Source organism: Micromonospora sp. CA-246542 (assembly GCF_050942905.1).
Taxonomy (GTDB): Bacteria; Actinomycetota; Actinomycetes; order Mycobacteriales; family Micromonosporaceae; genus Micromonospora.
In genome coordinates this window covers 1,019,796-1,041,094 of the sequence record NZ_CP192040.1, presented here as the reverse complement: position 1 = coordinate 1,041,094, position 21,299 = coordinate 1,019,796, and the positions used below count along the sequence as shown (strand labels likewise).

Annotated in this window: 15 protein-coding genes; 4 read left to right on the top strand and 11 right to left on the bottom strand. The window is 69.1% G+C overall.

The genetic code is table 11. The features are described from left to right. Positions 1–103: 103 nt before the first annotated feature. The gene (gene mobF / locus ACQP0N_RS04990) at positions 104–4,612 is read left to right on the top strand and encodes a MobF family relaxase (protein ID WP_433117921.1); all 4,509 of its coding nucleotides are present in this window, start codon (positions 104–106) and stop codon (positions 4,610–4,612) included. 105 nt (positions 4,613–4,717) lie between these two features. Here the strand turns inward: mobF and ligA are convergent, their stop codons facing one another. The 10 genes from ligA to ACQP0N_RS04940 form a co-directional block, all read right to left on the bottom strand. Next, entirely contained in the window at positions 4,718–6,814 is a 2,097-nt protein-coding gene (ligA, locus tag ACQP0N_RS04985) for an NAD-dependent DNA ligase LigA (protein ID WP_433117919.1), read from the bottom strand. A 53-nt stretch (positions 6,815–6,867) separates the two neighbouring features. After that, the gene (locus ACQP0N_RS04980) at positions 6,868–8,238 is read right to left on the bottom strand and encodes a D-arabinono-1,4-lactone oxidase (protein ID WP_433117917.1); all 1,371 of its coding nucleotides are present in this window, start codon (positions 8,236–8,238) and stop codon (positions 6,868–6,870) included. Positions 8,239–8,415: 177 nt separating this feature from the next. Continuing rightward, positions 8,416–9,363, bottom strand: coding sequence for an NmrA family NAD(P)-binding protein (locus ACQP0N_RS04975; protein WP_433121439.1), 948 nt, complete (start codon positions 9,361–9,363; stop codon positions 8,416–8,418). Continuing rightward, positions 9,363–10,187 (bottom strand): phytanoyl-CoA dioxygenase family protein, encoded by an 825-nt coding sequence (locus ACQP0N_RS04970; protein WP_433117915.1) that lies wholly within the window; start codon positions 10,185–10,187, stop codon positions 9,363–9,365. The genes ACQP0N_RS04975 and ACQP0N_RS04970 overlap by 1 nt, the downstream gene beginning before the upstream one ends. Continuing rightward, positions 10,184–10,699 (bottom strand): HIT family protein, encoded by a 516-nt coding sequence (locus ACQP0N_RS04965; protein ID WP_433117913.1) that lies wholly within the window; start codon positions 10,697–10,699, stop codon positions 10,184–10,186. Before ACQP0N_RS04965 ends, ACQP0N_RS04970 begins: the two co-directional genes overlap by 4 nt. A 155-nt stretch (positions 10,700–10,854) precedes the next feature. Continuing rightward, the gene (locus ACQP0N_RS04960; protein WP_433117912.1) at positions 10,855–11,493 is read right to left on the bottom strand and encodes a hypothetical protein; all 639 of its coding nucleotides are present in this window, start codon (positions 11,491–11,493) and stop codon (positions 10,855–10,857) included. Positions 11,494–11,736: 243 nt separating this feature from the next. Further along, positions 11,737–12,393 (bottom strand): GNAT family N-acetyltransferase, encoded by a 657-nt coding sequence (locus ACQP0N_RS04955; protein WP_433117910.1) that lies wholly within the window; start codon positions 12,391–12,393, stop codon positions 11,737–11,739. Positions 12,394–12,444: 51 nt separating this feature from the next. Continuing rightward, positions 12,445–13,131, bottom strand: a complete 687-nt coding sequence (locus tag ACQP0N_RS04950) for a GOLPH3/VPS74 family protein (RefSeq protein WP_433117908.1) — start codon at positions 13,129–13,131, stop codon at positions 12,445–12,447. A gap of 15 nt (positions 13,132–13,146) precedes the next feature. Beyond that, positions 13,147–14,160: an acetamidase/formamidase family protein gene (locus ACQP0N_RS04945; RefSeq protein ID WP_433117906.1), complete on the bottom strand. Its 1,014-nt coding sequence runs from the start codon at positions 14,158–14,160 to the stop codon at positions 13,147–13,149. Then, positions 14,157–15,563 carry an APC family permease gene (locus ACQP0N_RS04940; protein WP_433117904.1) on the bottom strand — a complete coding sequence of 469 codons (1,407 nt, stop codon included), beginning with the start codon at positions 15,561–15,563 and terminating at the stop codon, positions 14,157–14,159. The genes ACQP0N_RS04945 and ACQP0N_RS04940 overlap by 4 nt, the downstream gene beginning before the upstream one ends. A 282-nt stretch (positions 15,564–15,845) precedes the next feature. Between ACQP0N_RS04940 and ACQP0N_RS04935 the strand changes: the two genes are divergently transcribed. The 3 genes from ACQP0N_RS04935 (at position 15,846) to ACQP0N_RS04925 (ending at position 19,753) form a co-directional block, all read left to right on the top strand. After that, positions 15,846–17,078 (top strand): helix-turn-helix domain-containing protein, encoded by a 1,233-nt coding sequence (locus ACQP0N_RS04935; protein WP_410814881.1) that lies wholly within the window; start codon positions 15,846–15,848, stop codon positions 17,076–17,078. Positions 17,079–17,081: 3 nt separating this feature from the next. Further along, positions 17,082–17,792, top strand: a complete 711-nt coding sequence (locus ACQP0N_RS04930; RefSeq protein ID WP_433117902.1) for a creatininase family protein — start codon at positions 17,082–17,084, stop codon at positions 17,790–17,792. Positions 17,793–17,956: 164 nt separating this feature from the next. Further along, positions 17,957–19,753, top strand: coding sequence for a S9 family peptidase (locus ACQP0N_RS04925; protein WP_433117901.1), 1,797 nt, complete (start codon positions 17,957–17,959; stop codon positions 19,751–19,753). Here the strand turns inward: ACQP0N_RS04925 and ACQP0N_RS04920 are convergent. Further along, complete coding sequence (locus ACQP0N_RS04920) at positions 19,733–21,118, bottom strand: helix-turn-helix domain-containing protein (protein WP_433117899.1); 1,386 nt, start codon at positions 21,116–21,118, stop codon at positions 19,733–19,735. The genes ACQP0N_RS04925 and ACQP0N_RS04920 overlap by 21 nt on opposite strands. Positions 21,119–21,299: the final 181 nt, after the last annotated feature.

Genomic DNA, 21,299 nt, shown 5'->3' with positions numbered 1-21,299 from the left:
GTACCGTCCCCTCTCCCGCTCAAATAAGCGATGCAAACAATCGCGCCAACGAAGGCGGATGGGGGCGAATTCGACGCAGGGGGAAGGGGGTGGTCGCCCAGTGATGACGTTGCACAAGCTGTCGGTCGGCGACGGCTACACCTACCTCACCCGGCACGTCGTCGGCGGAGACCGCGACCGGCTTCCCGGGCAGGACGCGACCGACTACTACACCGCCCCCGGTAACCCTCCCGGTCGGTGGGGCGGCCGAGGTCTGGCCCCGCTCGGTCTGGTCGGGCAGGTGTCCGAGGAGCAGATGCGGCACCTGTTTGGCCAGGGGATGCACCCCGATGCCGATGCCATCATCGCCCGACATCTCGCTACCCGGGTTCGGCCCGGCATGGACGACGAGGAGGTCGAGCGGCTTACGCAGGAGGCGATCCGTCAGGCCACCCTCGGGCGCCGTTTCCCCGTCTACGCGACACTGCAGGACTTCGACGCCCGGGTCGAGCAGCGGCTCGACGTGGTGCGCGCCGAGACGGGCCGGGAGCCGACGCAGGCCGAGACAGGCAAGGTACGCGCCGAGGAGGCCCGCCGTGCCCGCGGTGCCGTTGCCGGCTACGACCTCGTCTTCACCCCCGTGAAAAGCCTCGTCCTGCTGTGGGCCCTCGACGAACGCGCGTGGGTCCGCGACACGGTGAAGGCGATCCACGAGCAGGCCCGCGACTCCGCACTGGAGCTGCTGGAGAAGCACGCAGCGTTCACACGCAGCGGCGATACCGGGCAGGCGCAGTTGGACACCCGCGGCCTGGTCTACGCCATGTTCGACCACTACGACTCCCGCGACGGCGACCCGAACCTGCACACCCACGTCGCGATCAGCAACAAGATCCAGGGAGCGGATGGGAAGTGGCGCAGCCTCGACGGCGGCCCGTTGCACCGCGTCGCGGTCGCCGCGTCCGAGCACTACAACTCCACCATCGAAACCCTTGCCGTACAACACCTCGGGGTGGAGTTCGCGGTCCGCCCCGACACCGTGGGCAAGCGGCATCCGGTCCGTGAGGTCGCCGGTGTTCCGCGCGACGTGATCGGGACGTTCTCGTCGCGGCGGTCGCAGATCGAGGCCCGCTACGAGCAGTTGGTCGTCGACTTCCGTCGCGCCCACGGCCGCGACCCCGACAACCAGACCGCGTTCCGCCTCGCGGGCCAGGCCAACCTCGACACCCGCGGCCCCAAACCCGCTCCCCGTTCCCTCGCCGCGCTGCGCGAGGAGTGGGCGGCCCGACTGCACGCCGAACACGGCCGATCGGCCGCGCGATCCCTTGCCCAGGTAGTCACCGCCACCGGCCCCACCCACAGACACGAGACGGTTTCCACAACGTTATCCACAGACCAGATCGGGGCCTTTGCAGCTCTGGCGGTGCGGCGGGCGGAGGGATCCCGGTCGACGTGGACGGTGTGGAACCTGCGTGCCGAAGCCGACCGGCTGCTGCGCGAACCGCCCACCACCGTCGCCCCTCGCGGGCTGCGCTTCACCGATCAGCATGATCGCGCGGAGGTGCTGCGGCAGGTCGTCCACCAGGCCGTCAGCGCGCTCTGCGTACCCGTGACAGCCGAGCCGGATCTGGTCGAGCCGGCCGGGCTGCGCCGCAAGGACGGAACGTCGGTGTTCGTGCAGCACGGCGCCGCCCGCTACACCAGCCAGGCGGTCCTCGACGCGGAACAACGCCTCCTCGACGCCGCCCGCACCCCGACCGTCCTGGGCTACGCGGCCCCCGCCGTGCAGGCGATGCTCGATAGTTACGAGGCCACCACCGGCACCACGCTCGATGCCGGGCAGCGGGCCATGGTCGTCGCGTTCGCCACCGACGCGCGGCTGATCGCCGTTGGGCTCGGCCCCGCTGGCGCCGGAAAGACCACCACCATGCGCGCGTACCAACACGTCGTCGCCGCCCACGGCCAGCGACTCATCGCCCTGGCCACCTCCGCCGCCGCGTCCGCCGTCCTCAGCGCCGACCTCGGCGTCCCCGCCGAAAACCTGCACAAGTTCGTCCACGAACACAGCAACCACCGGCACGCCGACAGCACCTTCCCCGCTGGGAAAGACTTCTTCCGGGTACGGCCCGGCGACGTCATCCTCGTCGACGAAGCCGGCCTCGCCGGCACCCACAACCTCGACGCCCTACGCGACATCGCCACACGGCACGGCGCCCTCGTACGCCTGCTCGGAGACCACCGGCAACTCGCCGCCGTCGAGTCCGGCGGCGCACTGCGCCTGCTCGCAACGGAGGCCGGCGCCGTCGAACTCACCGCCCTGCACCGCTTCACCACCCCGGCCGAAGCCGACGCCACCCGCCGCCTCCGCGACGGCGACACCACCGCCCTCGACCACTACCAGAGCAGCGGCCGGATACGTGGCGGCTCCTACGAGGCCATGGTCGAACAGGCATACACCGCCTGGCACACCGACATGACCGCAGGCTTGACCACCCTCATGTCGTCGTCCACCAGCGCCGGCGTCACCGCCCTGTCCGCCCGCGCCCGCGCCGACCGCGTCACCGCCGGGCAGGTCGAACCCGACGGCGTCAACCTGCACGACGGCAACCGCGCCGGCCGCGGGGACTGGATCGTCACCCGCCTCAACAGCCGCACCATGACCAGCAACCGGGGCAAGGACTGGGTCCGCAACGGCGACGCCTGGACCATCACCCACCGCCGCCCCGACGGGGCCCTCACCGTCAAACACCAACAGCACGGCGGCACCCTTACTCTCCCCGCCGCCTACGTCGGCGCGCACGTCGAACTGCTCTACGCCACCACGGTCCACCGCGCCCAGGGCGCCACCGTCGACACCTCCCACGCCCTCATCACCGACGACATGGCCCGCGAACAGCTCTACGTCGCCGCCACCCGCGCCCGCCAGCACACCACCCTCTACGCCGTCACCCACCGGATCCTGCCCCTCGACGAGGACGCCCGCCTCGACCGCGCCGGCTACGACCCACACGCCCGCGCCGCCCGAGAAGTCCTCGAAACCGTCCTCGCCACCGAAGGCGCGCAAACCTCCGCCACCGAAGCCATCGCCCACGCCGCCGACCAGGCCCACAGCCTCGCCACCCTGGTCCCCCGACTGCGCTACGCGACCGAACTCGCCGACAGCCAGCGCCTGCACACCCTCGTCTCCGACGCCCTTGGCCCAGACGCTGGCGCGGTGCACCGTGACGCCGCCTGGCCTACCGTCGTCCGCGCGCTGCGCACCGCCGAGAGCAACGGCTGGGACCTGCCCCAAGTCCTCGCCAACACCGCCCGCCGCGGCACCCTCGTCGACGCCGAATCCCCCGCTCAACTTCTCACCTGGCGCATCAAAGACCACCTGGACGGCCGCAGCCCGAGCCCCGCCCTCACCCAACCCAGCATCGACGACACCGCGAGGTACGCCGCTCTCCTGGGACCGATCCTGCGTACGGCCGAGCCCCTCGACCCCATCGACGCGACCCGCTCACCGCGGCTTCTCGCAAGCGAGCCCACCTCGCACGACGGCGACCATCGACAGCTGATCGCCACCGTTCTCGGCGACCGAAAGGCCGACCGGGCTGCTGGCGAGCCCGCCTGGCCAGCCCTCATCGCCGCGATCCGCCGCGCCGAACACGCCGGACACGACGCCCTCACCGCCGTCGCTACCGCGGCACTCGCTCGGCCCCTGCACGACGCTCGGTCCCTCTCCGAAGTCCTCGCCTGGCGCCTCAACCAGCACCTCGACTCCACCCCACCACCCGTCGAAGCCGGCACCACCGACGGCTGGCGCACCCTCGCCTGGACCCTCAAGGCCGCCGAAACCCACGGCCACCCCGCTGAACAACTCCTCCCCGTTTCCCGTCCCGGTAGCGACATGGACAGCGTCCGCCACCAACTCCACAGCCTCACCCGCCCCGCCCCCGAGGCCGGGCCGGTTCCCTGGCTCGACGCCACTCCGCGCACCGCTGACACCGCCTTGACGGCCTACCTCGAAGACGCCACCCGGCTCATCCAGAAGCGGGTCAACGAGGTCACCGACCGCGCCCTCACCAAGCAACCCGCCTGGCTCGCCGGGCTTAAGGGCGACGTCACCCAGCCGAACGTGCACACGACGTGGAGGACCCACGTGGCGACTGTTGCGGCCTACCGCGACCAGTACCAGATCACCGGCGATGACCCCGACCAACCCATCGGCCCTTACGTTCCCCAGCACCACGCCGGGCACCGGGCATACCTCCACGCCGCCGACGCCGTTCTCGCCGCCCGGCACCCGCACACCACCCCCGCGGACCCCACCACCGTGAGAATCGCACGCGACATCTACCTCGCCCTAGGCGACGAACAACGGGCACACATCGCCGCCCGAATCGCCGACGACTTGGGCAAAGACTGGCTCGGCCCCCGCGACGGCGATCCGGACAGCATCCTCACCACGCCCATGTACGCGACGCATCTCAACGCTCAACTCATCGCCGAGGGCTATCGCATCTCCGCGGGCACGCCCGAAGCCGTGCTGGCTGCCACCTCGCCTGAGCAGCGCGTCGGCCTACAGCACACCGCGCCTGAGCCACCTCTTGACCAAGTCCAGAGTCAGCCGGACGTTCAGGTGTCTTGGTGAGCCGAAGCTCAAGACAGGTGTCGAGGCACGCGCGCCGGGGCTGTATCGCTGGTGCGCGGCGTGCACGCCTCGCACCGGAGTCCTCGGTCGCGACGGCAGCCTTCGTCAGATGCCAGCGAGGCGCTGGGCGAGTTCCTCGGGTGTGATGGTCTCGATGCCCAGCGCCCGGGCCTTGTCGAGCTTGCTGCCGGCCTTCTCTCCAGCGACGACGAGGTGGGTGCGGGCAGAGACGCTTGAGGATGCGCGTCCCCCCGCCCTGGCGATCAGCTCGGTCATCTCGGTTCGGGATAGGTCCGAGAGAGGGCCGGTCATCGCACCGGTTACCACCACGGTCAGCCCCGCCAAGGGCAGCTCGCTCTTCGCCTCCTGGACGGACGTCTCGGCATCGCCCTCAGCATCTGTGGGAGCAGCGGGAACGAAGCCAGGCTGGTTCATATTCACGCCTGCGGCGACGAGCTTGTCGACGACCGGGGCGAGGTCGGCCAGTTCCTCGACGATCACTGGGGCCTTCTCGTTGCCGATGCCGTTGACCTGCTCGAGGGCGACGGCGTCGGCGTCTCGGATGGCCTGCATGGAGCCGAAGTGCGCGGCGATGCGCAGCGACATGGAACGGCCGGTGCCCAGGACGCCAAGGGCGCAGAAGACGCGATTGAGGGGCTTGGTCTTGGCCGTCTCGATCGCAGCCAGGAGGTTGTCGGCGCTCTTGGCCCCCATGCGGTCCAGGGTGAGCAACTGATCGCGGGTGAGGGTGAACAGGTCGGCGAAGTCCTCGATCAGCCCCTTGTCGACGAGTTGCACGATGATCTTCTCGCCGAGGCCGTCGATGTCGAGCGCGTCGCGGGCCACGGCGTACCGGATCGCCTCTTTCTGGCCGCAGGAGCGTCCCCGCGCACAGCGCCAGCGCTCCTGACTGCGGTCGATGCCGGAGCCGCAGCGCGGGCAGAGTTCGGGGAAGTCGATGGGCTGCTCGGTGCCAGTGCGGAGGCCAGCGACCGCGCCTTCGACACGGGGAATGACTTCGCCGGCTCGGTAGACGATGACGTGGTCTCCGAGCATCAGGCCCCGACGGGTGATGTCGGCCGGGTTGTGCAGCGTGGCGTAGGTGATGGTGGTGCCGGCGACGTCCACGGGGTCGAGGACTGCCCGTGGAGCGATCACACCGGTGCGGCCCACGCTCCACTCCACGGCGCGCAGCACGGTGATCTTCTGGGCGGCCGGGAACTTGAAGGCGGTGGCCCAGTGCGGCGTGCGAGATCCCATCCCGGCCCGGATCTGGTCGGCAGGGCTGTCGGCCTTGATCACGGCACCGTCGAGTTCGATGTCGAGTCCCGCACGCAGTGCGCCGATCTCGCGCACCCGGTTCACCACCTGGTCAAGGGTCACGTAGGTCCGGGTGGCGAGCGGGGTGTCGGTCATCGTCCCCAGCCCGAGATCGGCGAGGCGGGCGATGAGCTGGGTGTGAGTGAGCGCGGCGAGGCCGGGATCGTCGGTGTGCTCGGGGTGGGTTAATGCGGCGTAGGCCAGGAAGGTCTGACCGATTCGGTAGGCACGGTCCTTGGCACGCAGTGAGCCCGAGGAGGCGTTGCGGCGGTTGGCAAATGCCGTGGCGCCGTGCGCGATCCGCAGCTCGTTCGCAGCGGCGAACTGGTCCTCGGTCATGAGGACTTCGCCCCGCACCTCGACCGTGACCGGTTCGGTCAGGGTCATGGGCAGGCCGACGATGTCCCCCATCGCGTGGGACACGTCCTCCCCGGTCATCCCGTCGCCGCGGGTGACGAGTTGAACCAACCGGCCCTCCCGGTAGCGGGCTGCCAGGGCCACACCGTCGAGCTTGGGTTCCACCGCCCAGCCTGCCACCGCGACTCCGCCCAGCCGCCGCTCCAGCGAGACGGCCCACGCCGTCAGTTCCTCGTCTGAGAAGACGTTGCCCAGGCTGAGCATCGGAACAGGGTGCGCGACGTCGCCCGTTGTCACGCCCGCCGCGACCTGCTGGGACGGGGAGTCGACCGCGATCTGCCCGGGGTGCGCGTCCTCCCACGCGGTGATACCGCGCAGCAGCCGATCGTAGGTCTCGTCGTCCAAGTCTGACTCGCCGGAACCGTAGTAGGCATCGGCGGCCTTCCGCGCCTGCCCGACGGCTTCAAGGTAGGCGGCCTCGTCAGCGAGGTCGACAGCGAACGCCGCTGCGGAAGGTGTCGTCATGCCGCCCATTCTGCTGACTGCCCCTGACAGCACGTCGGTAGCGCTGGTGGGATTCATCCCTGGTGTCGCGTCGGCGCCGCCAGGCGGGGGCGGCTGAGTGGCGCCGGTCCATCAACTCCGGGTCGCGTCGGGGCGAGCCCGAGCGTGCGATAGAAGGTGTCGTTCTCGAAACGTCGGTGCGGGTCGAACGTGCGGAGGGCCCGCCGGAACCGGTGGAAGCCGTCAGTGTTGGAGGCGGGCAGCAGCTCCGGAGTGAAGTACTTGCCCCAGTGCGGCCTGCCACCCAGGCCGTAGAGCAGGCGCTGGATGTCGTCGAACAATGGACGCACGGCGGTGATCGACCCGGCGGCGCTCATGTAGGACACGAAGCCGAAGTAGGTGGCCGGGGCTGACTGCGTGGGACTCAGGTGGCCGCGGGCTGGGCCGGTGGTGCGCAGGATGACGGGGTAGTGCAGCTTGTAGGGAGAGTCGCGCAGGAGTTTCTTGAGACCGGCGTACGCCGCGGGGACGGCGTCCAGGGCAACGGCGATCTCCATGTTCAGCTGCGGGGCCGGGATGCCGTTCTTGAAGATCCCGTGGAGTGTCCCCGTGGAGCCCGTCGCGCTGAGGAACTTCTCCAGCGTCTGGGCCGCAGGCGTCCGGCCCCGGCCGTCGCCGATGTCGGCCATCAGTTGGCGTCGGGTGCGGGTCACGATGTGGTCCAGGTCAGCCCGAGTGTGGGTCTCGTCGCCCGAGGGTGTCCAGCTGTCGTCGTGGACGATCCAGGTGTGCGTGACCTGGTGCTCGGTGAACCACCAGCTCTTGGCGGCCACGGATTCGCGGTTCCAGGCGGCGTAGCGCTCGGGCAGGCCGTCCTCGGCCACGGTGAAACGGGCGCAGTGCAACTCCTGTGCCGGTCGGCCACGAAGTTCCAGGCCGACGACCACGCCGAGGCACCCGAGGTTGAGCACGGCCGCGTCAAACTCGGCGTCAGCGGGGGTGAGCCGGTGCAGGGTGCCGGTCCCGTCCATGAGCTCGACGGCGGCCACGCAGTCGGAGAAGGTGCCCCCGGACAGACCCTGTGCGTGGGTACCGGTGGCGAGCGCGCCGGCGATCGTCTGGCTTGTGATCACCGGCGGGCATGCGGCCGGCTCCAAACCGCGGCGGCCGAAAGCCCGCCACACGTCTTCGAGAAGCGTGTCTCCCGTGACGTACAAGTTCTCGCCACGCAGCTCACCGGCTCCGCGACCGGGGAGGTCGAGGAGGATGCCGCGAGTCCCGTCCGGGCACCGCAGCTGAGCCGGGTAGGTGAACCTGGATCCGAGGACGCGTACTGGTCCTTCCTCGCGCGTCAGCATCGACTCCAGCTGTTCCAGGGACGTGATGCGCGTCCAGCCGCACTCGGCGGCGATGGCGACGTTGCCGTCCCAGTTGGTGAGAGTCATTGCAGGAGTCCTCAGCTGTCTCGGTCTGTGCTCGGGGCGGAGAGCACCCGTCACCGCCTGGTGCCGAATGCCTCTACTCGGCCGCGCCGTCGTGCCCCGAAACGCGGGCCGCAGTTGGCGGTCAGGCGCAGCGCGGGCCCGGCGAAGGGCTCGCGCTGCGCCCTGGCACTCCGCCTCTCAGCCTGGGCCGAACATGTGCTGAATGGGTGGGTACGGGTGGGGGCACGAGGTGAACCCGGGGCCAAAGCAGCAGGCATGGGCCGTCGTCCACGTCTCAAGATCGGTGGAGGATCGCCCCAGGAGCTGTACGGCCGTCCGGGTCGCCGGGGCGTCCCCCTCAGTGCCGATGCGGCCCCACAGGCCGAGGACCTGCGCTGCGGCACTGCGGCGCATCCCGTACTTGGCCAGGCTCGTCACGAAATGCTCGTCTGTCTGCCGCACGAACCTGATCGGCCGCCCGCATGCCCGACTCAGGGCCGAGGCCCACTGGGCACAGGTCGCCTGCGTGTGATGGCTCATCAGGGAGCCGCTCAGATCCACTGAGTCGGGAGACAGGATCTTGCGGCAGAACAGATCGGCGGCGTCGTCGCAGCTGATGTAGGAGAACGGGGTGTCCGCGTCGACGGGAAAGGTAAAAGACCGCGTCTCGGCGATCGACTGGCACTGGTAGAGAATGTTCTCCAGGAACATGGGCAGCTGGACGACGTCGAACGCGATCCCGGATTTCTCCAGGAGGACTTCCAGCGCTGCTGCTTCGTCGGCCATCGCGCACTGCTCCGGGGCGAACTGGATGCCCAGGCAGACGATCCTCTGCACACCGGCCCTCTGCGCCGCCTGCAGGTACATGCCGCCGATGTCGAGCCGCCGGTCGATTGGAGGCACCATCAGCATGGTCTCCGTGCCGGCCAGCGCTTCGACCAGCGAGGCGGGCTCCGCCGGCTCCCAGTCCCGGAGCTGAACCTCGATGTCGCGCACGGCCCGCCCGGCGATCCGGGCTTCAGGAATGGCCAGGCGTAGCGTCAGCTGCGGTGCGTCGGCGGCGAGTCGGCGCAGCGTGTAGTGACCGACCTTGAAGAAGTTCCGGGTCGCCCCGAGTACGGTGACGACCTGCGGCAAGTCCGTCATCACGCGCCCCAACTCTCGCTGCTCGTCGTGTCCTTGTACAGGTCCACCGGGTTGACCGTGTTGGGGTGGTAGCCCAGCAGCCGACGGCTCTGGGAAGTGAGGTGGTCGGCCGCGGTGGCGGGGTCGCAGGTGTGGTCGTACGGGCGCAGCCACGCTTGCCCGAAGCGGATGATCGCGCTGCGTCGCTCCTGGGTCCGGTTGGGCAGCACGGCGTGCCACATGGTGTTGCCGAACACGACCGCGTCGCCTGGTTCCGCGTGGATGCTCAAGGCGCCTTCCGGAAGAGCACCTTGGGCGAGGGCGTCATTCGCCGCCTTCCAGTAGGCGTCGTCCGTGTAGTTGGCCGGCCATCGGTGTGAGCCCGGGATGAGCACGAGGTTGCCGCTGTCCTTGGGTCGTGTGTCGGTGAAGAACACCTGGGCCTTGAGGTGCAGCGGTCCGTTGAGTTCGTCGTACGGACGCTCCAGGTAAGGCCCGGAGTCGCGGTGCCACGGCTCGTGGGCCTCCTGGTAGATCCCCCGCCGCAGCACCTCAGTGCCCAGGAGCTGGAGCGACCCGTTGAGGATCCGGTGGGGTACGGACATCAGGGCGCCGCACTCGAAGAGCAGCTGGTACTCGGCGATGAGGTTCACGGCGTCACGCACGTGGGTCAGGGCCGGGTTCGTATTGAACGAACTGTGCGTCAGGTCGGGGCCGCGGTCATCAGTAAGCCTGCGGACGGCCGCGTCCAGCGTGCTGACGACGCTGTCCGGGACGGCCTGCTTGAGGAGCACGAAGCCCTGCTCGCTGAACTGGGCTACGGCGTCGATCGGTGAGGTCATCATGGTTGGCTGCCTTCTGCCTTGGTCATGGACGGCTGTGGGGCGTTGAGGGCCGTGCGCAGTCGTTGTGCGACCTCGTGCTTCTGGGCCGGATCGGCCAGCCGAGGGAAGACGACGATCGAATCGCCGTCGTAGCGCGGCACGACGTGGACGTGGAAGTGAAAGACGGTCTGATGGGCGGCCTGACCGGTGGCGTGGACCAGATTGATGCCGGACGCGCCGCACGAGTCCCGCAGCGCGTTCGCCACCTGCTTCGCGGTCGCCATGACCTGCTGGAACGGCTCTTCCGGGATGTCGAGCAGATCCTGGAAGTGCTGCTTGGGCACAACCAGGACATGCCCGTAGGTCGCCGGGAGATGGTCCAGGAAACACAACGTGTCCGCTGTCTCGGCTATGACGTGCGCTTCCACGTCGCCGGACGCAATGCCGCAGAACACGCAGGAGGACAACGCGTCGCCGACCGAATCTTGTGCCGGGTATCGAGATAGCCACTGGGGATCGAAGTTCAAGGACATGGCGTAGCGGTCTCCTCTAGAAGCACGGTCCGCGAGTCGAAGGGGTAGCCGGGCGCGGCGACATGGCCCGGAGGCGACCGATGCAGCGGGGCGATGCCGACTGGCGGGGAGGTGCTCAACCGTGCTTCCGTGGTTGACGACCCGGTCGATGCTTGTCATGACCACCTCGCCTGGGTGCAGACGGCGCGATGGTTCGAGCTGGTGGGCGTCCCCGCGGTGTCGGTGATGCGGGCGCGGAGAGGATCGCCGCAAGACAGGTACCTGTTGGCGATGGTCGTGGCCGCGGTGAGGCAGCGGTGAGCAACGTCGGGCCACCCGCAATCGCGGTAGAGGCACGCGAGTGCGGTGAGGGTGTTCAGGCTGACTGGCGCGTCGGGGCCGTGCCGGTGCGCGGCGGTGGTGTAGACCTCGGCGAGGTCCCGGATCGCCTGGTCACAACAGCCGACGCAGTGGCGTGCCTGGGCTAGGCCGGCGCGGGCGTGCAGGGTCCGCTCGTGGCTGGCGCCGAGGTGCGCGGTGGCGAGGTCGACCAGGTCGCGGTAGGCGGTGACAGCCTGGTCTGCGTGCCCGTTCACGGCGGCCAGGGGTGCCAGGAGCGCCGCCGCGTCGAGTTGCTCGGCAGGTGGGGTGGCGCGGTGGGCGAGCGTGCGGGCGTAGACGGCCCATTGGTAGGCGTCCGTAAGGTCGCCGAGCGTCTGCCGCGCCGCGGCGTGGTCGATCGCCGTACGAGCGGGCGTCTGGTGTGGCCCGTACGCCGGTTCAAGTACCCGGGGCATCGGCGTCCGCGTCGGCATGTCCGTTCAAGCTCCTAGTCATCTTCGATCTTGGGCAAAGGTGGCTGGTGTGGCCGACGGCGACAGTGGGGGCCTATCGCCGTCGGCCACGTCGGTCGCCGCGGCCCTCCCCTTTCCTGGGCGGGCGACCGGCTTGTGCGCCCCGGCGCGAGCTCAGCGCGACTGGCCGGCGATGACGCGCACGACCGTGAGACGAAGACGCGGCGTGATGGCTGAGCTGTCGCCTCCGCGTAGGCATCCGGCTCACCGTGGGGCGACGGGCCTCGCGAGCGTCGGGGCGACGGTGGTGGCGTTGAGTTGCCCCGGTTCGTGAGCTGGGCGTGGGGCGCGGTGCATCAAGGTCACCGTGGGCCCGTCGGGGAGGGTGAGCGCCGGTCGGGGACGGTATCTGTGCCGGAGGTACAGGTCCTGGGTGGTGGGAAGGGTCTCGGTCCAGGCGGGCAGGTTGATGCGGTCGAGGCGGGCTTCGTGGTGGGTGAGCATCGCCGCGCCGAGGCCACGCCGCTGGGCGTCAGGGCGCACGGCGAGGATCGCCAGGTGGTGGTGCGGGTCGGTGGGCCGGTGGGTGGTGAGTAGTTGGTCGAGGATGTCGAAGCGCTGGGCGTGGGTGCCGGCGGCGGTGTCGAGGCGGCTCTGGTAGTTCGCGGGTGGCGGGATGGGCCGGTAGCGGTGAAATGCGACGGCGGTAGCGCTCAGGTCATCGGTGATCTGGATGTCGCCGTGGAACATGGCGTGCTCTACCCAGATCGCCGCGACGTCGGCCAGGACACGGCGGCGCGCGGCCGGGTCGGGCACCAGCCACTGGGCGAGTGGGGTGGGGTAAACGGCGTCGGCAACAAGTGCGGCGACCGGATCTTTGTCCGCCCAGCGGGCGGTACGGATGCGCGGAATGACGTCCATGAGTTCTCCAAGCACGGCGGGCAGATGGATAGCTGCCGGTGGTGTCCGGTGTCAGCGGTATGCGGCGGTGGCGAGATCCCCCACTGCGGCGTCGACCGCCGCGGTGATGTCGCGTACCGGCTGGTAGTGCTGTTCGGCGATGGTGCGTAGCTGTGCGGCGAGCACGGTGGTGTCGTCGGCGAGGTACAGATGGTTGAGCAGCCCGAGGGTCGTGACCAGCCCGGCGAGAGCGGCGGTGTGGTTGTCAGGCTGATTGCGGCCGGTGGCGATGTAGTGCAGCCGGGCGCGAGCGACAACCGGCCACTTGACGTCCAGGAGCAGGTAGCGGTCGGTACGGGCGAGCCCACCAAATCGGCGGCGCTGCTGGTGGCGCAGGATCCCACCGGCGACCAGGCCCGCGCGGGTGCGCTCGTACAGAGCGTCGGCGAACCCCCGCACCCAGCCGCGCAGGGATGGGGCCGGGCGCGCGTGTCGGATCGAGGAGAGCGCGCTGTCGGCAATCAGGTCGCCGACCGGCTCGTGCAGGCGCAGCCACAACCTCCGCTCTGTGCCCGGCTGGTCGTCACCAACGGCGGGGTCGAACGCCACGCGACCGGCGAGGAACAGGTCGATCAGGACCGCGCCGGCGAGGCCGAGGGCAAGGGCCTGACGGTGGATATGCAGCTGGCCGGTGTCGTCGTCGTGCCCGAGCAGGAACAACTCGTCGCGCAACGGCAGTTGGGGAGGCAGGGCGGTCATCAGGTCATTCCTGCTCTACCGCAGCCCGGCGGCCCGTTGCCGCAGCCGGGCGTGCACGCCGTCGTGGACGGGCTGCGGCTGCGGGAGCAGCGCCTTGTCCACCGTGGCGAGGACCGTGTAGTTGGGGTCGCAGACGTTTCCGATCGGTGCCCTGCCTGCCTGCGAGACCAACTGGTAGGCATCGAGGTCGTCGAGGCCGGTGAGCTGACTCGTCCAGGCGACGAGGTCGCGGTGGGCGATGCGGTAGGCGTCCTCCAACGGCCGGGCGCAGCCGATCGACATGATCTCCCGGTCGGTCTCCAGTCGCGGCCAGGCCGTCGACACCCCTTTGATCACCTCGACGATCAGGGTGGTGATCGTGGCGATCTCGACGCCGACGCCGCACGCCTCGCCCTCACCTTGACGGGCGTGCCCATCGCCGACGGCCAACATTGCGCCGTGCACGTTCACCCCCAGGTAGAGAGTGGTCCCGGCACGCAGCTCCGGGGTGTCCAGGTTTCCACCGTGAAGGTCGGGAACGATCGTGGAGCGGGCCTCGAACCCGCCGGGAGCGACGCCGATCGTGCCGATCATCGGGTCGAGCGGCAGGTCGATGGAGTGGTCACTGGCCGTGGCGTGGAAGCGGACTGTGCCGGCCTGCCGGTCGATGTCGTACACCCACACCCGCTCCTGCAGCGGCGGCTGCAGGGTGGCGGTGTGGGACGTACCGGTCAGCGCCCCGAAGTGCGGAAACGTCGAGGAGACGCCCCAGTCGCGGGCAGGGGTGACGGCGGCGAGGTGGATGGCGAGGGTGTCGCCGGGTTCGGCGTCCTCGACGAAGAACGGCCCGGACACCGGGTTCAGGTACGGCATGCGGCACACCTGCGACGGCAGGTCCGCCGGCCCGCGGACGAGGCCGCCGAAGCAGTCCTCGGTGTGCACCTGCAGGATGTCGCCGGAGCGGACGTGGGCCACCGGCATCCGCCCGCCGAAGGTGTAGGCGAGTTCGTCGCGGGCGGGACGGTACGTGATCGTGTCCATGGCGGTCACACCCGTTCCACGTGGCGGGCCTGCGGCTGCGAGGGTGCCAAACCCGACAGCGCGGGCCGGCGGCCGGCCAGGTAGAGGCCGGCGAGAACGACCACGCCGAGGGCGAGCCAGGCCAGACCGAGGCGCTGCGCGGCAATGTTCGCGTTGACCACCACGTAGGCGAGGATCGCGAACCCAATACCGGGCATGACCAGGTGCGCCCACCAGTTCCCGCTGCGCTGGCGGATGAGGTGGTGCACGACCACGGAGACGTGCAGGACCAGAAAGGCGACCATCGCCCCGAAGTTGATCAGCGACGACAGCAGCGTGATCCCGTCCGCGCGGGTGGCCATGTACAGGCCGAGCACCAGGGACACGGCGCCGGTGAGCAGGGTCGCGTTGATCGGCACGTTCCGGCGGATCGACACCTTCGCCAAGAAGGCAGGCAGTTGCCGGTCCCGCGCCATCGCGTACAACAGCCGGGACGTGGCGACCTGGGCGACCATCGAGTTCGGCAGGCCCCACGCGATCGCGGTTGCTACCGCGCACAAGGTCGCCAGCCACCCTCCGCCAGCCACCTGCGCGGCGTCGTAGAAGGCGGTGCCGTTCGGATCCCCGTCGCTGAGCAGCGAGGCCGGCTCGGGGACGAGCATCGCGGCCAGCCAGGTCTGGGCGATGAACAGCACCCCGGCCAGGATGAGGACAGCGGCCATGGCCCGGCCGATCTGCCGGGAACCGCCCTTGGTCTCCTCGGCCAGCATGGAGATGCCGTCGAAGCCGAGGAAGGACAGCACCGCGATCGACACCGCACCGGCGACAAGCGACCAGGTGAACGTGTCGGAGTTGTAGAACGCGTCCCAACTGAACCTGCCCCTACCCGAGGCAAGAGCCCAACCGGCGACAGCGAGGAAGACCGCCAGGACGACCAACTCACCGACCAGCATCACCCGGGTCACCATCGCGGTCATCCGCATCCCGACAGAGTTGACGACCGTGTTGACCGCGACGAACCCGAGCAGCCACAACCAGACCGGCACCGCCGGGACGGTGGCGTGCATCGCTACCGACGCCACCAGGTACAGCAGACCCGGCACGAGGACGTAGTCGAGCAGGATCACCCAGCCGGCCAGGAACCCGACCGGCGCGCTGATGCCCCGGCCGGCGTAGTTGTAGACGCTTCCCGACATCGGGAACGCCCTGACCATCTGCGCGTAGGAGAACGCGGTGAACACCAACGCCACCACACCGACCGCGTACGCCAGGGCCACCATCCCGCCGGAGCCGGTGTACACGCTGCCGAAGATCGCCATCGGCGCGATCGGCACCATGTACACCAACCCATACGCGACCAAGTCCCGAAACCGGAGTTGGCGGCTCAGTTCCTGTCGATATCCATATCGGGAGAGGTCGTTCTGAAAACTCATCACACTCCTCAAATGTCTGCGTCCTGGCCAATCTCGCGACTCGCAGCTGACTCGTCAGCGAAGGCAACTGCTTCGTCGGACCTGAACCGCTGCTAGTGATTTCGACCAGCAAGCGGACGGGTATCTCAGCAACGAGATTTGCTCACCGAGACAGATGAGTCGATAGCGCTGATGCGGACACAGGGTGTTGTCCGCATGCAACTGTCCGCGTAGCGTTCGACCACGTACGGTCAGACCTTTCCGGCTGCGGCAGTGACGGACAGACAGCACTCAGGAGTACCGGTGGCGCAAACTCCACGACGGCTGACCCCGCACCGATCGGCGCTGCATGGATTCGGGGCCGCGCTTCGGCAGTGGCGCGAGTGCCGCGGGCTGTCCCAGCGCGCTCTAGGCAGGCTGGTGCACGTCAGTGGGGACCTCGTCGGCAAGGTGGAGAAGGCCGAACGCTGGCCGTCCGCCCGCTTCGTCGAGTCGTGTGAGGGGGCACTGCAGACGGGTGGTGAGCTGGTCCGCTTTCTGTCAGACCTCGAGAGTGGGCGTCGCCTCACCAGCGTCGGCTACCGCCTGGTCGACGGTGCGGAGGGCCAACTCCGGGCCTCCATCGATCATCCCGACAGGCCCTACCTGCTCCGCTCGTGGCACGAGCAGCTCGCCGGTCTGGCCATTGCCGGAAACCGCACCGGATACGCCGGGATGGCGTCCACCGCCCATGCGCAGATCAGCATCGCGGCCGCGGTCGGGCGGCGAAGCCGTTCAGGCGATCGCCGAGACGTACTCATCGCGCAGGCACTGTGGGCGGAGTTTCTCAGCTGGATCGACGAGCAGGGCGACGCCGCCGAGGCTGACGCCTGGCTGCGACGCGCCCAGCAGCAGGCCGTCGAAGCCAACGCGCCGGCGCTCGCCAGCTACGTCCTGATGAGGCAGAGCCAACGCGCCCTCGAACGCTTCGATCCGCGTAATGCCATTGCCTTGGCGCAGCGGGCGCTGGAGGAGGTCCGGCTACCAGGCCGTATCCGCGCTCTACTGCTGATCCGCCAAGCCCAGGCCTACGCGATGGGAGGTGACCAGAACGCCTGTGCAGCCAGCATCGACAAGGCGCACAGGGTCGCCGGCAGCGCCGACTGGGGTTCGGAACTGCCGATCGATGTCGGCGTCCACTGCGACGCGGTGTACGTGGCTGCCCACGAAGCGCAATGCCGCCTGCTCCTCGGCCAACCGGCGGCTGCTGCCGATCTCTACGAGCAACTCCTGCGCCACTGGCCAGCTCAGTGGCGTGTCGACGAGGCCCTTTGGCGATCGGCCCTGTCCACCGCCTATCTCAACAGTGGCGACGTCGAGCGCGCGGCGACCGAGGCCGCCAACGCCCTGGCCTTGGCCACTGGCACCTCCTCCGCGCGAGCTCTGCGCTGGTTAAACCCGACGGCGGTGGCCCTGCGCCAGCAGACAGCCATTCCCGAGGCGGCGGCCTTCGTGCTCGCCTATCGGCGAGCGACCCTCGAAGCGTGCAACCATTAGCCCGTGGATCTCATCACCACGGCGACGAGCACCGACGAGTCCGAACGAGCAGCGTCCGTCGCGGTCCTCCCAGTCGGGAGCTTCGAACAGCACGGCGCCCACCTCCCGCTGCTGACGGACACCATCGTGGCATGCGCGATTGCGAAGGCAGTCGCCGAGCGCTACGGCCTCTTTCTGCTGCCGCCCGTGACGATCTCCTGCTCCCACGAGCACGCCGCGTGGCGTGGAACGGTCAGTATCAGCGCCACCACCCTCGCCGCCGTGGTCGTTGACATCGCTGACTCCCTGCGTGAATCGGGCGTCGACCGGCTCGCTGTGATCAACGGACACGGCGGGAACTACGCGCTTGCCAACATCGTTCAGGAAGCCAACGTCGCCGGACCGGCGATGACCCTGTTCCCCGCTCGGGCCGACTGGGACGACGCTCGCGTTGCCGCCGGCCTGCACAGCACAGCCCACCAGGACATGCACGCTGGCGAGCTCGAGGTTTCGCTGCTTCTGCACGTTGCGCCGGAAGTGGTGCGTGATGGCTTCCAGCATGCCGACCACCTAGCGGACGATCGACGTCACCTCCTCACGAGGGGCATGAGTGGTTACACCACCAGCGGCGTCATTGGTCTGCCGTCCCACGGCACCGCGGCCAAGGGCAAAGCCGTACTCGAAGACCTTGTTCGCTCCTTCGCCGACCACTACGGCCTCCTGCCGAGACCCTAGGCATGATCAGGAATGATGCTGGACGAGAGCTTCTGTTCGCATCGACATTGCCCCCGGGAGAGCGATCGGATGGACGCGGTCGACGAGCCCGCCGTCGTCCGGCCCGCGTGGAAGTTGTTCGAGGAGGACCTGTGATGCTGGGCGACAGGATCGCTGAGGTGTCGGTGGACGACGCCGTCCGCGCCTCCGTGAGCTATGACCAGCTGCGTTCCGCTGATGACGGCCTGTATTGGCTGGAGACTCGCCCCGACGCCGGCGTGGGTACGACGGTGACACGGTGGCGGCCCGGCGAGGGCAAACGTGATATCAGTCCGAAGGGCTTCGATGTCGCCAGCGGCGTTCACGCGTACGGAGGCGGATCGTTCGCTGTCGCCGAGGGGACGTTGTGGTGCGTCGGCGGAGATGGCCTCTACCGGAGCCGCCGTCACGGCGATGAACTCGAATTGGTCAGCCATGGATCCCTCGGTGACCTGACGATCGGCGACGGTGAGTTGCTGGCTGTGCGGGAGTCGGAGCAGGGTGACCAACTCGTCGCGGTGTCGCTCACCGGTGGTCCGCAGATGCGAACTCTCGTCTCGACCCGGGGGTTTCTCGGCGCGCCTCGGCCGGGTCCGGGTTCGTTGGCCTGGACCGCGTGGAGTGAGTACGACATGCCCTGGGACGCGTGTGAGGTGTGGGCCGCTGCCTACTCACCGCACGGTGGGGTCGAGGACCCAGTGAGGCTCGCCGGCGGTCCTGATGAGTCTGCGGTGGAGCCGCGGTGGGGACCCGACGGGGCGTTGTACTTCGTGTCGGACCGCAATGGCTGGTGGAACCTCTACCGGTGGAACGGGCTCAAGGTGGAGGCGGTGGCGCCGATCGCGGGCGAGTGCGCCGCGGAGCCATGGGAGCTGGGTTACGCCTCTTACGGCTTCCTCGACGACGGTCGGATCGTCGTGGCGGTGCAGGAGGGGCCGCGACACCGCCTCGTCATCATCGAGCCCGACGGCACTGTCCGCCCGGTCGACCTTCCATACACGTCGATCAAGCCGTACCTGGCCGTGCAAGGGACGACGGTGGCGTTGATCGGATCATCACCGACCGCGGCCCCGCAGGTCGCGCTGATCGACCTGTCTGACGCCGATCCTCAGGTGGAGGTGCTTGCCAGGTCGGAGCACGCCGGACTCGACGGGGCGCGAGTATCGGCGCCGACGGAGCTTCGCGTTCCAGTGGCCAATGGTCGGGAGGTGCTTGCCCTGGTGTATCCGCCGACGAGCGCGGCGGCGGACTGGCGGGCACCGGTGATCGTGCGGGCCCATCCTGGGCCTACCGCCTCCTGCCTGCTACGCCTGGACTGGCAGGCGCAGTTCTTCACCAGTCGCGGGTTCGCCGTCGTGGATGTCGACTACCTGGGTAGCACCGGGTACGGCCGGGTGTTCCGGGAATCGCTGTACGGCCGGTGGGGTCTGGACGATGTCGATGACTGCGCGGCGGTGGCGGTTCACCTGCTGTCGGCGGGGCAGGCGGTGCCGGGGCAGGTGTTCATCCGTGGCGCCAGTGCCGGCGGATACACCGCGTTGCACGCGGTGGCCCAGGACGGCCCGTTCACCGCCGCCACCGCCGTGTCGGCGATCGTGGATCCGGAGCGGTGGGCGAAGACGGCGCCCCGGTTCCAGCGCGCGCACGCAATGCGGCTCCGAGGTGGCGCCGGCCGGGTCCGAGCCGCCGATGTCCAACGGCCAGTGCTGCTCATTCACGGCACCGCCGACGAGGTGGCCGTGGTCGAAGATGTGCGCGAACTCGCCGAGGAGCTAACGTCTCTCGGCATGGCGCCTGAGGTGCTGCTTCTTGCTGATGTCGGCCACTATGTGGCGTCGTCCCGTCGAGCGGGCGCGGCGCTGGAAGCGGAGTTGGCTCACTACCGCTCGGTGATGGCGGATGCAGCCAACGATCGACAGGGGTTACACAGCCGCCAGCGGTAGTCGGTGACGCACGTACTCGCCGAACTCGCGGACCTCGGGCTCACACCGATAGGGCTCGAGGTCGACCTGTACCTCGACGATGCGCTGCAGGCAACGGTGTGAGGTGGTTCGTGCGGCGTAGTCGACTGCCTCGCGTGCGGCGGCGCAGGCTTCGTCGATGCGACCGGCGGCGGCCAGCGACGAGGCCAGGAGCGCGGTGTCGATGGCGAGTCGCCGGACATGGGTGGGACTCAGCGCGGTGAGGGCCTCGCCTAGGTGCTGCTGGGTGTGCTGCGGTCGGCCCAGGTCGTGGAAGCAGTGGGCGATCTCGTCGGCGAGGTACGCCGCGTCGAAGTACCGGATCCACGGAGGCTCGTCCTCGGGCTTGCTACGGGCCAGTTGCTTCTCCGCGATGTCGAAGTGGGTCAGGCAGTCGCGTTCGCGTCCGAGGCGGGCGTGCGTGCGCGCCACCACCGCGTGCAGTGCGGCTGCCACAGCGGGAGTCGCCTGGGTCTCGCTTCCTCTCACCGCCGTCAGCGCCATCCTGCGTGCCGGCTCGGGGTGCCCGCAGTGCAGCGCGAGGTGACCGATGTTCACGGCGAGCAGGTAGCTGCCGTACGGGCGGTCCTCGGCAGCTTCCGTCAGACGCAGACCGCGAAGGTAACGGCGCTGGGCGAGGCCATGGGCGCCAGTGTCAACCGCCTGGTACCCGCAGAGCTCGAAGAATCCCGCCGCCAGCGTGTAGAGGTGGCGGCCAACAGCGTCAGAGGTGGGAGTATTCGCCAACAGCCGGTTCAGCTCGCCTTCGACGTACCGCTGCACCTGCGCGTGGACTCGTCCGGCGCCGTGGGTGTGGTCCAACTGCCGGAACATCGCCAGGGCCGTCTCCACCGAATGAAGATCCTCTTCGTCAACATGGTCAGGCGAGCCGGGTCGTCCGGCCACGGGCGGCCGGGGTCCCGCCGCAGCGTTCAGCCAGTCAAGGGCGGCGCTGTCCAGGACGCCGGGTTGGAACGGAACCCGAGCGACCATCTCAACCAGCCCCAACGTTCCTGTCGGGCGATTGGACAGCGCGCTGCTGAGGCTGCCGCCGGCCGGTGAGGGGGTGCTCGGCTTGCCGTCGCTGGTCCGGTTACTGCCGAGCAGCGGTAGCAGGCGCATCAGGGAGCCGCCGGTCTCCAGCGCCTTGTCGCAGGCCTCGACGAACTCGCGGGAGGGAAACCGATCGGCCGTCTCCACCCGACGGACGAGATCGGCACTAAAGCGGATCATGGTTCCGAGCCGCGCCTGCGAGAGGTTGGCGCGCTCGCGCAGTCGGCGCAGTTCGGCGCCGAAGAAGTGGCGCTCGGACAGGGACGGCTGGAGCGCCCGCGGGGTCTGGCCCATGACACCGCCTTTCGGGCTGTGTGTCGCCGATGGCATTGAGCAGCGTGGACATCGCGCACATAGGGTCACCCAGTGTTCAGCGCGGCGCAACCAGGATCGCCGGGAACTGCGCTGCATGACCGTCGACCCAGAAGGCGCGCCGCATGCGGACAATGCCTTCGTCCGCATGCCTGGCATTCAC

Coding starts and splice junctions, on each gene's coding strand:
- mobF (WP_433117921.1), top strand. CDS start 104: ATGACGTTGCACAAGCTGTCGGTCGGCGACGGCTACACCTACCTCACC.
- ligA (WP_433117919.1), bottom strand. CDS start 6,814: ATGACGACACCTTCCGCAGCGGCGTTCGCTGTCGACCTCGCTGACGAG.
- ACQP0N_RS04980 (WP_433117917.1), bottom strand. CDS start 8,238: ATGACTCTCACCAACTGGGACGGCAACGTCGCCATCGCCGCCGAGTGC.
- ACQP0N_RS04975 (WP_433121439.1), bottom strand. CDS start 9,363: ATGACGGACTTGCCGCAGGTCGTCACCGTACTCGGGGCGACCCGGAAC.
- ACQP0N_RS04970 (WP_433117915.1), bottom strand. CDS start 10,187: ATGATGACCTCACCGATCGACGCCGTAGCCCAGTTCAGCGAGCAGGGC.
- ACQP0N_RS04965 (WP_433117913.1), bottom strand. CDS start 10,699: ATGTCCTTGAACTTCGATCCCCAGTGGCTATCTCGATACCCGGCACAA.
- ACQP0N_RS04960 (WP_433117912.1), bottom strand. CDS start 11,493: ATGCCGACGCGGACGCCGATGCCCCGGGTACTTGAACCGGCGTACGGG.
- ACQP0N_RS04955 (WP_433117910.1), bottom strand. CDS start 12,393: ATGGACGTCATTCCGCGCATCCGTACCGCCCGCTGGGCGGACAAAGAT.
- ACQP0N_RS04950 (WP_433117908.1), bottom strand. CDS start 13,131: ATGACCGCCCTGCCTCCCCAACTGCCGTTGCGCGACGAGTTGTTCCTG.
- ACQP0N_RS04940 (WP_433117904.1), bottom strand. CDS start 15,563: ATGAGTTTTCAGAACGACCTCTCCCGATATGGATATCGACAGGAACTG.
- ACQP0N_RS04920 (WP_433117899.1), bottom strand. CDS start 21,118: ATGGGCCAGACCCCGCGGGCGCTCCAGCCGTCCCTGTCCGAGCGCCAC.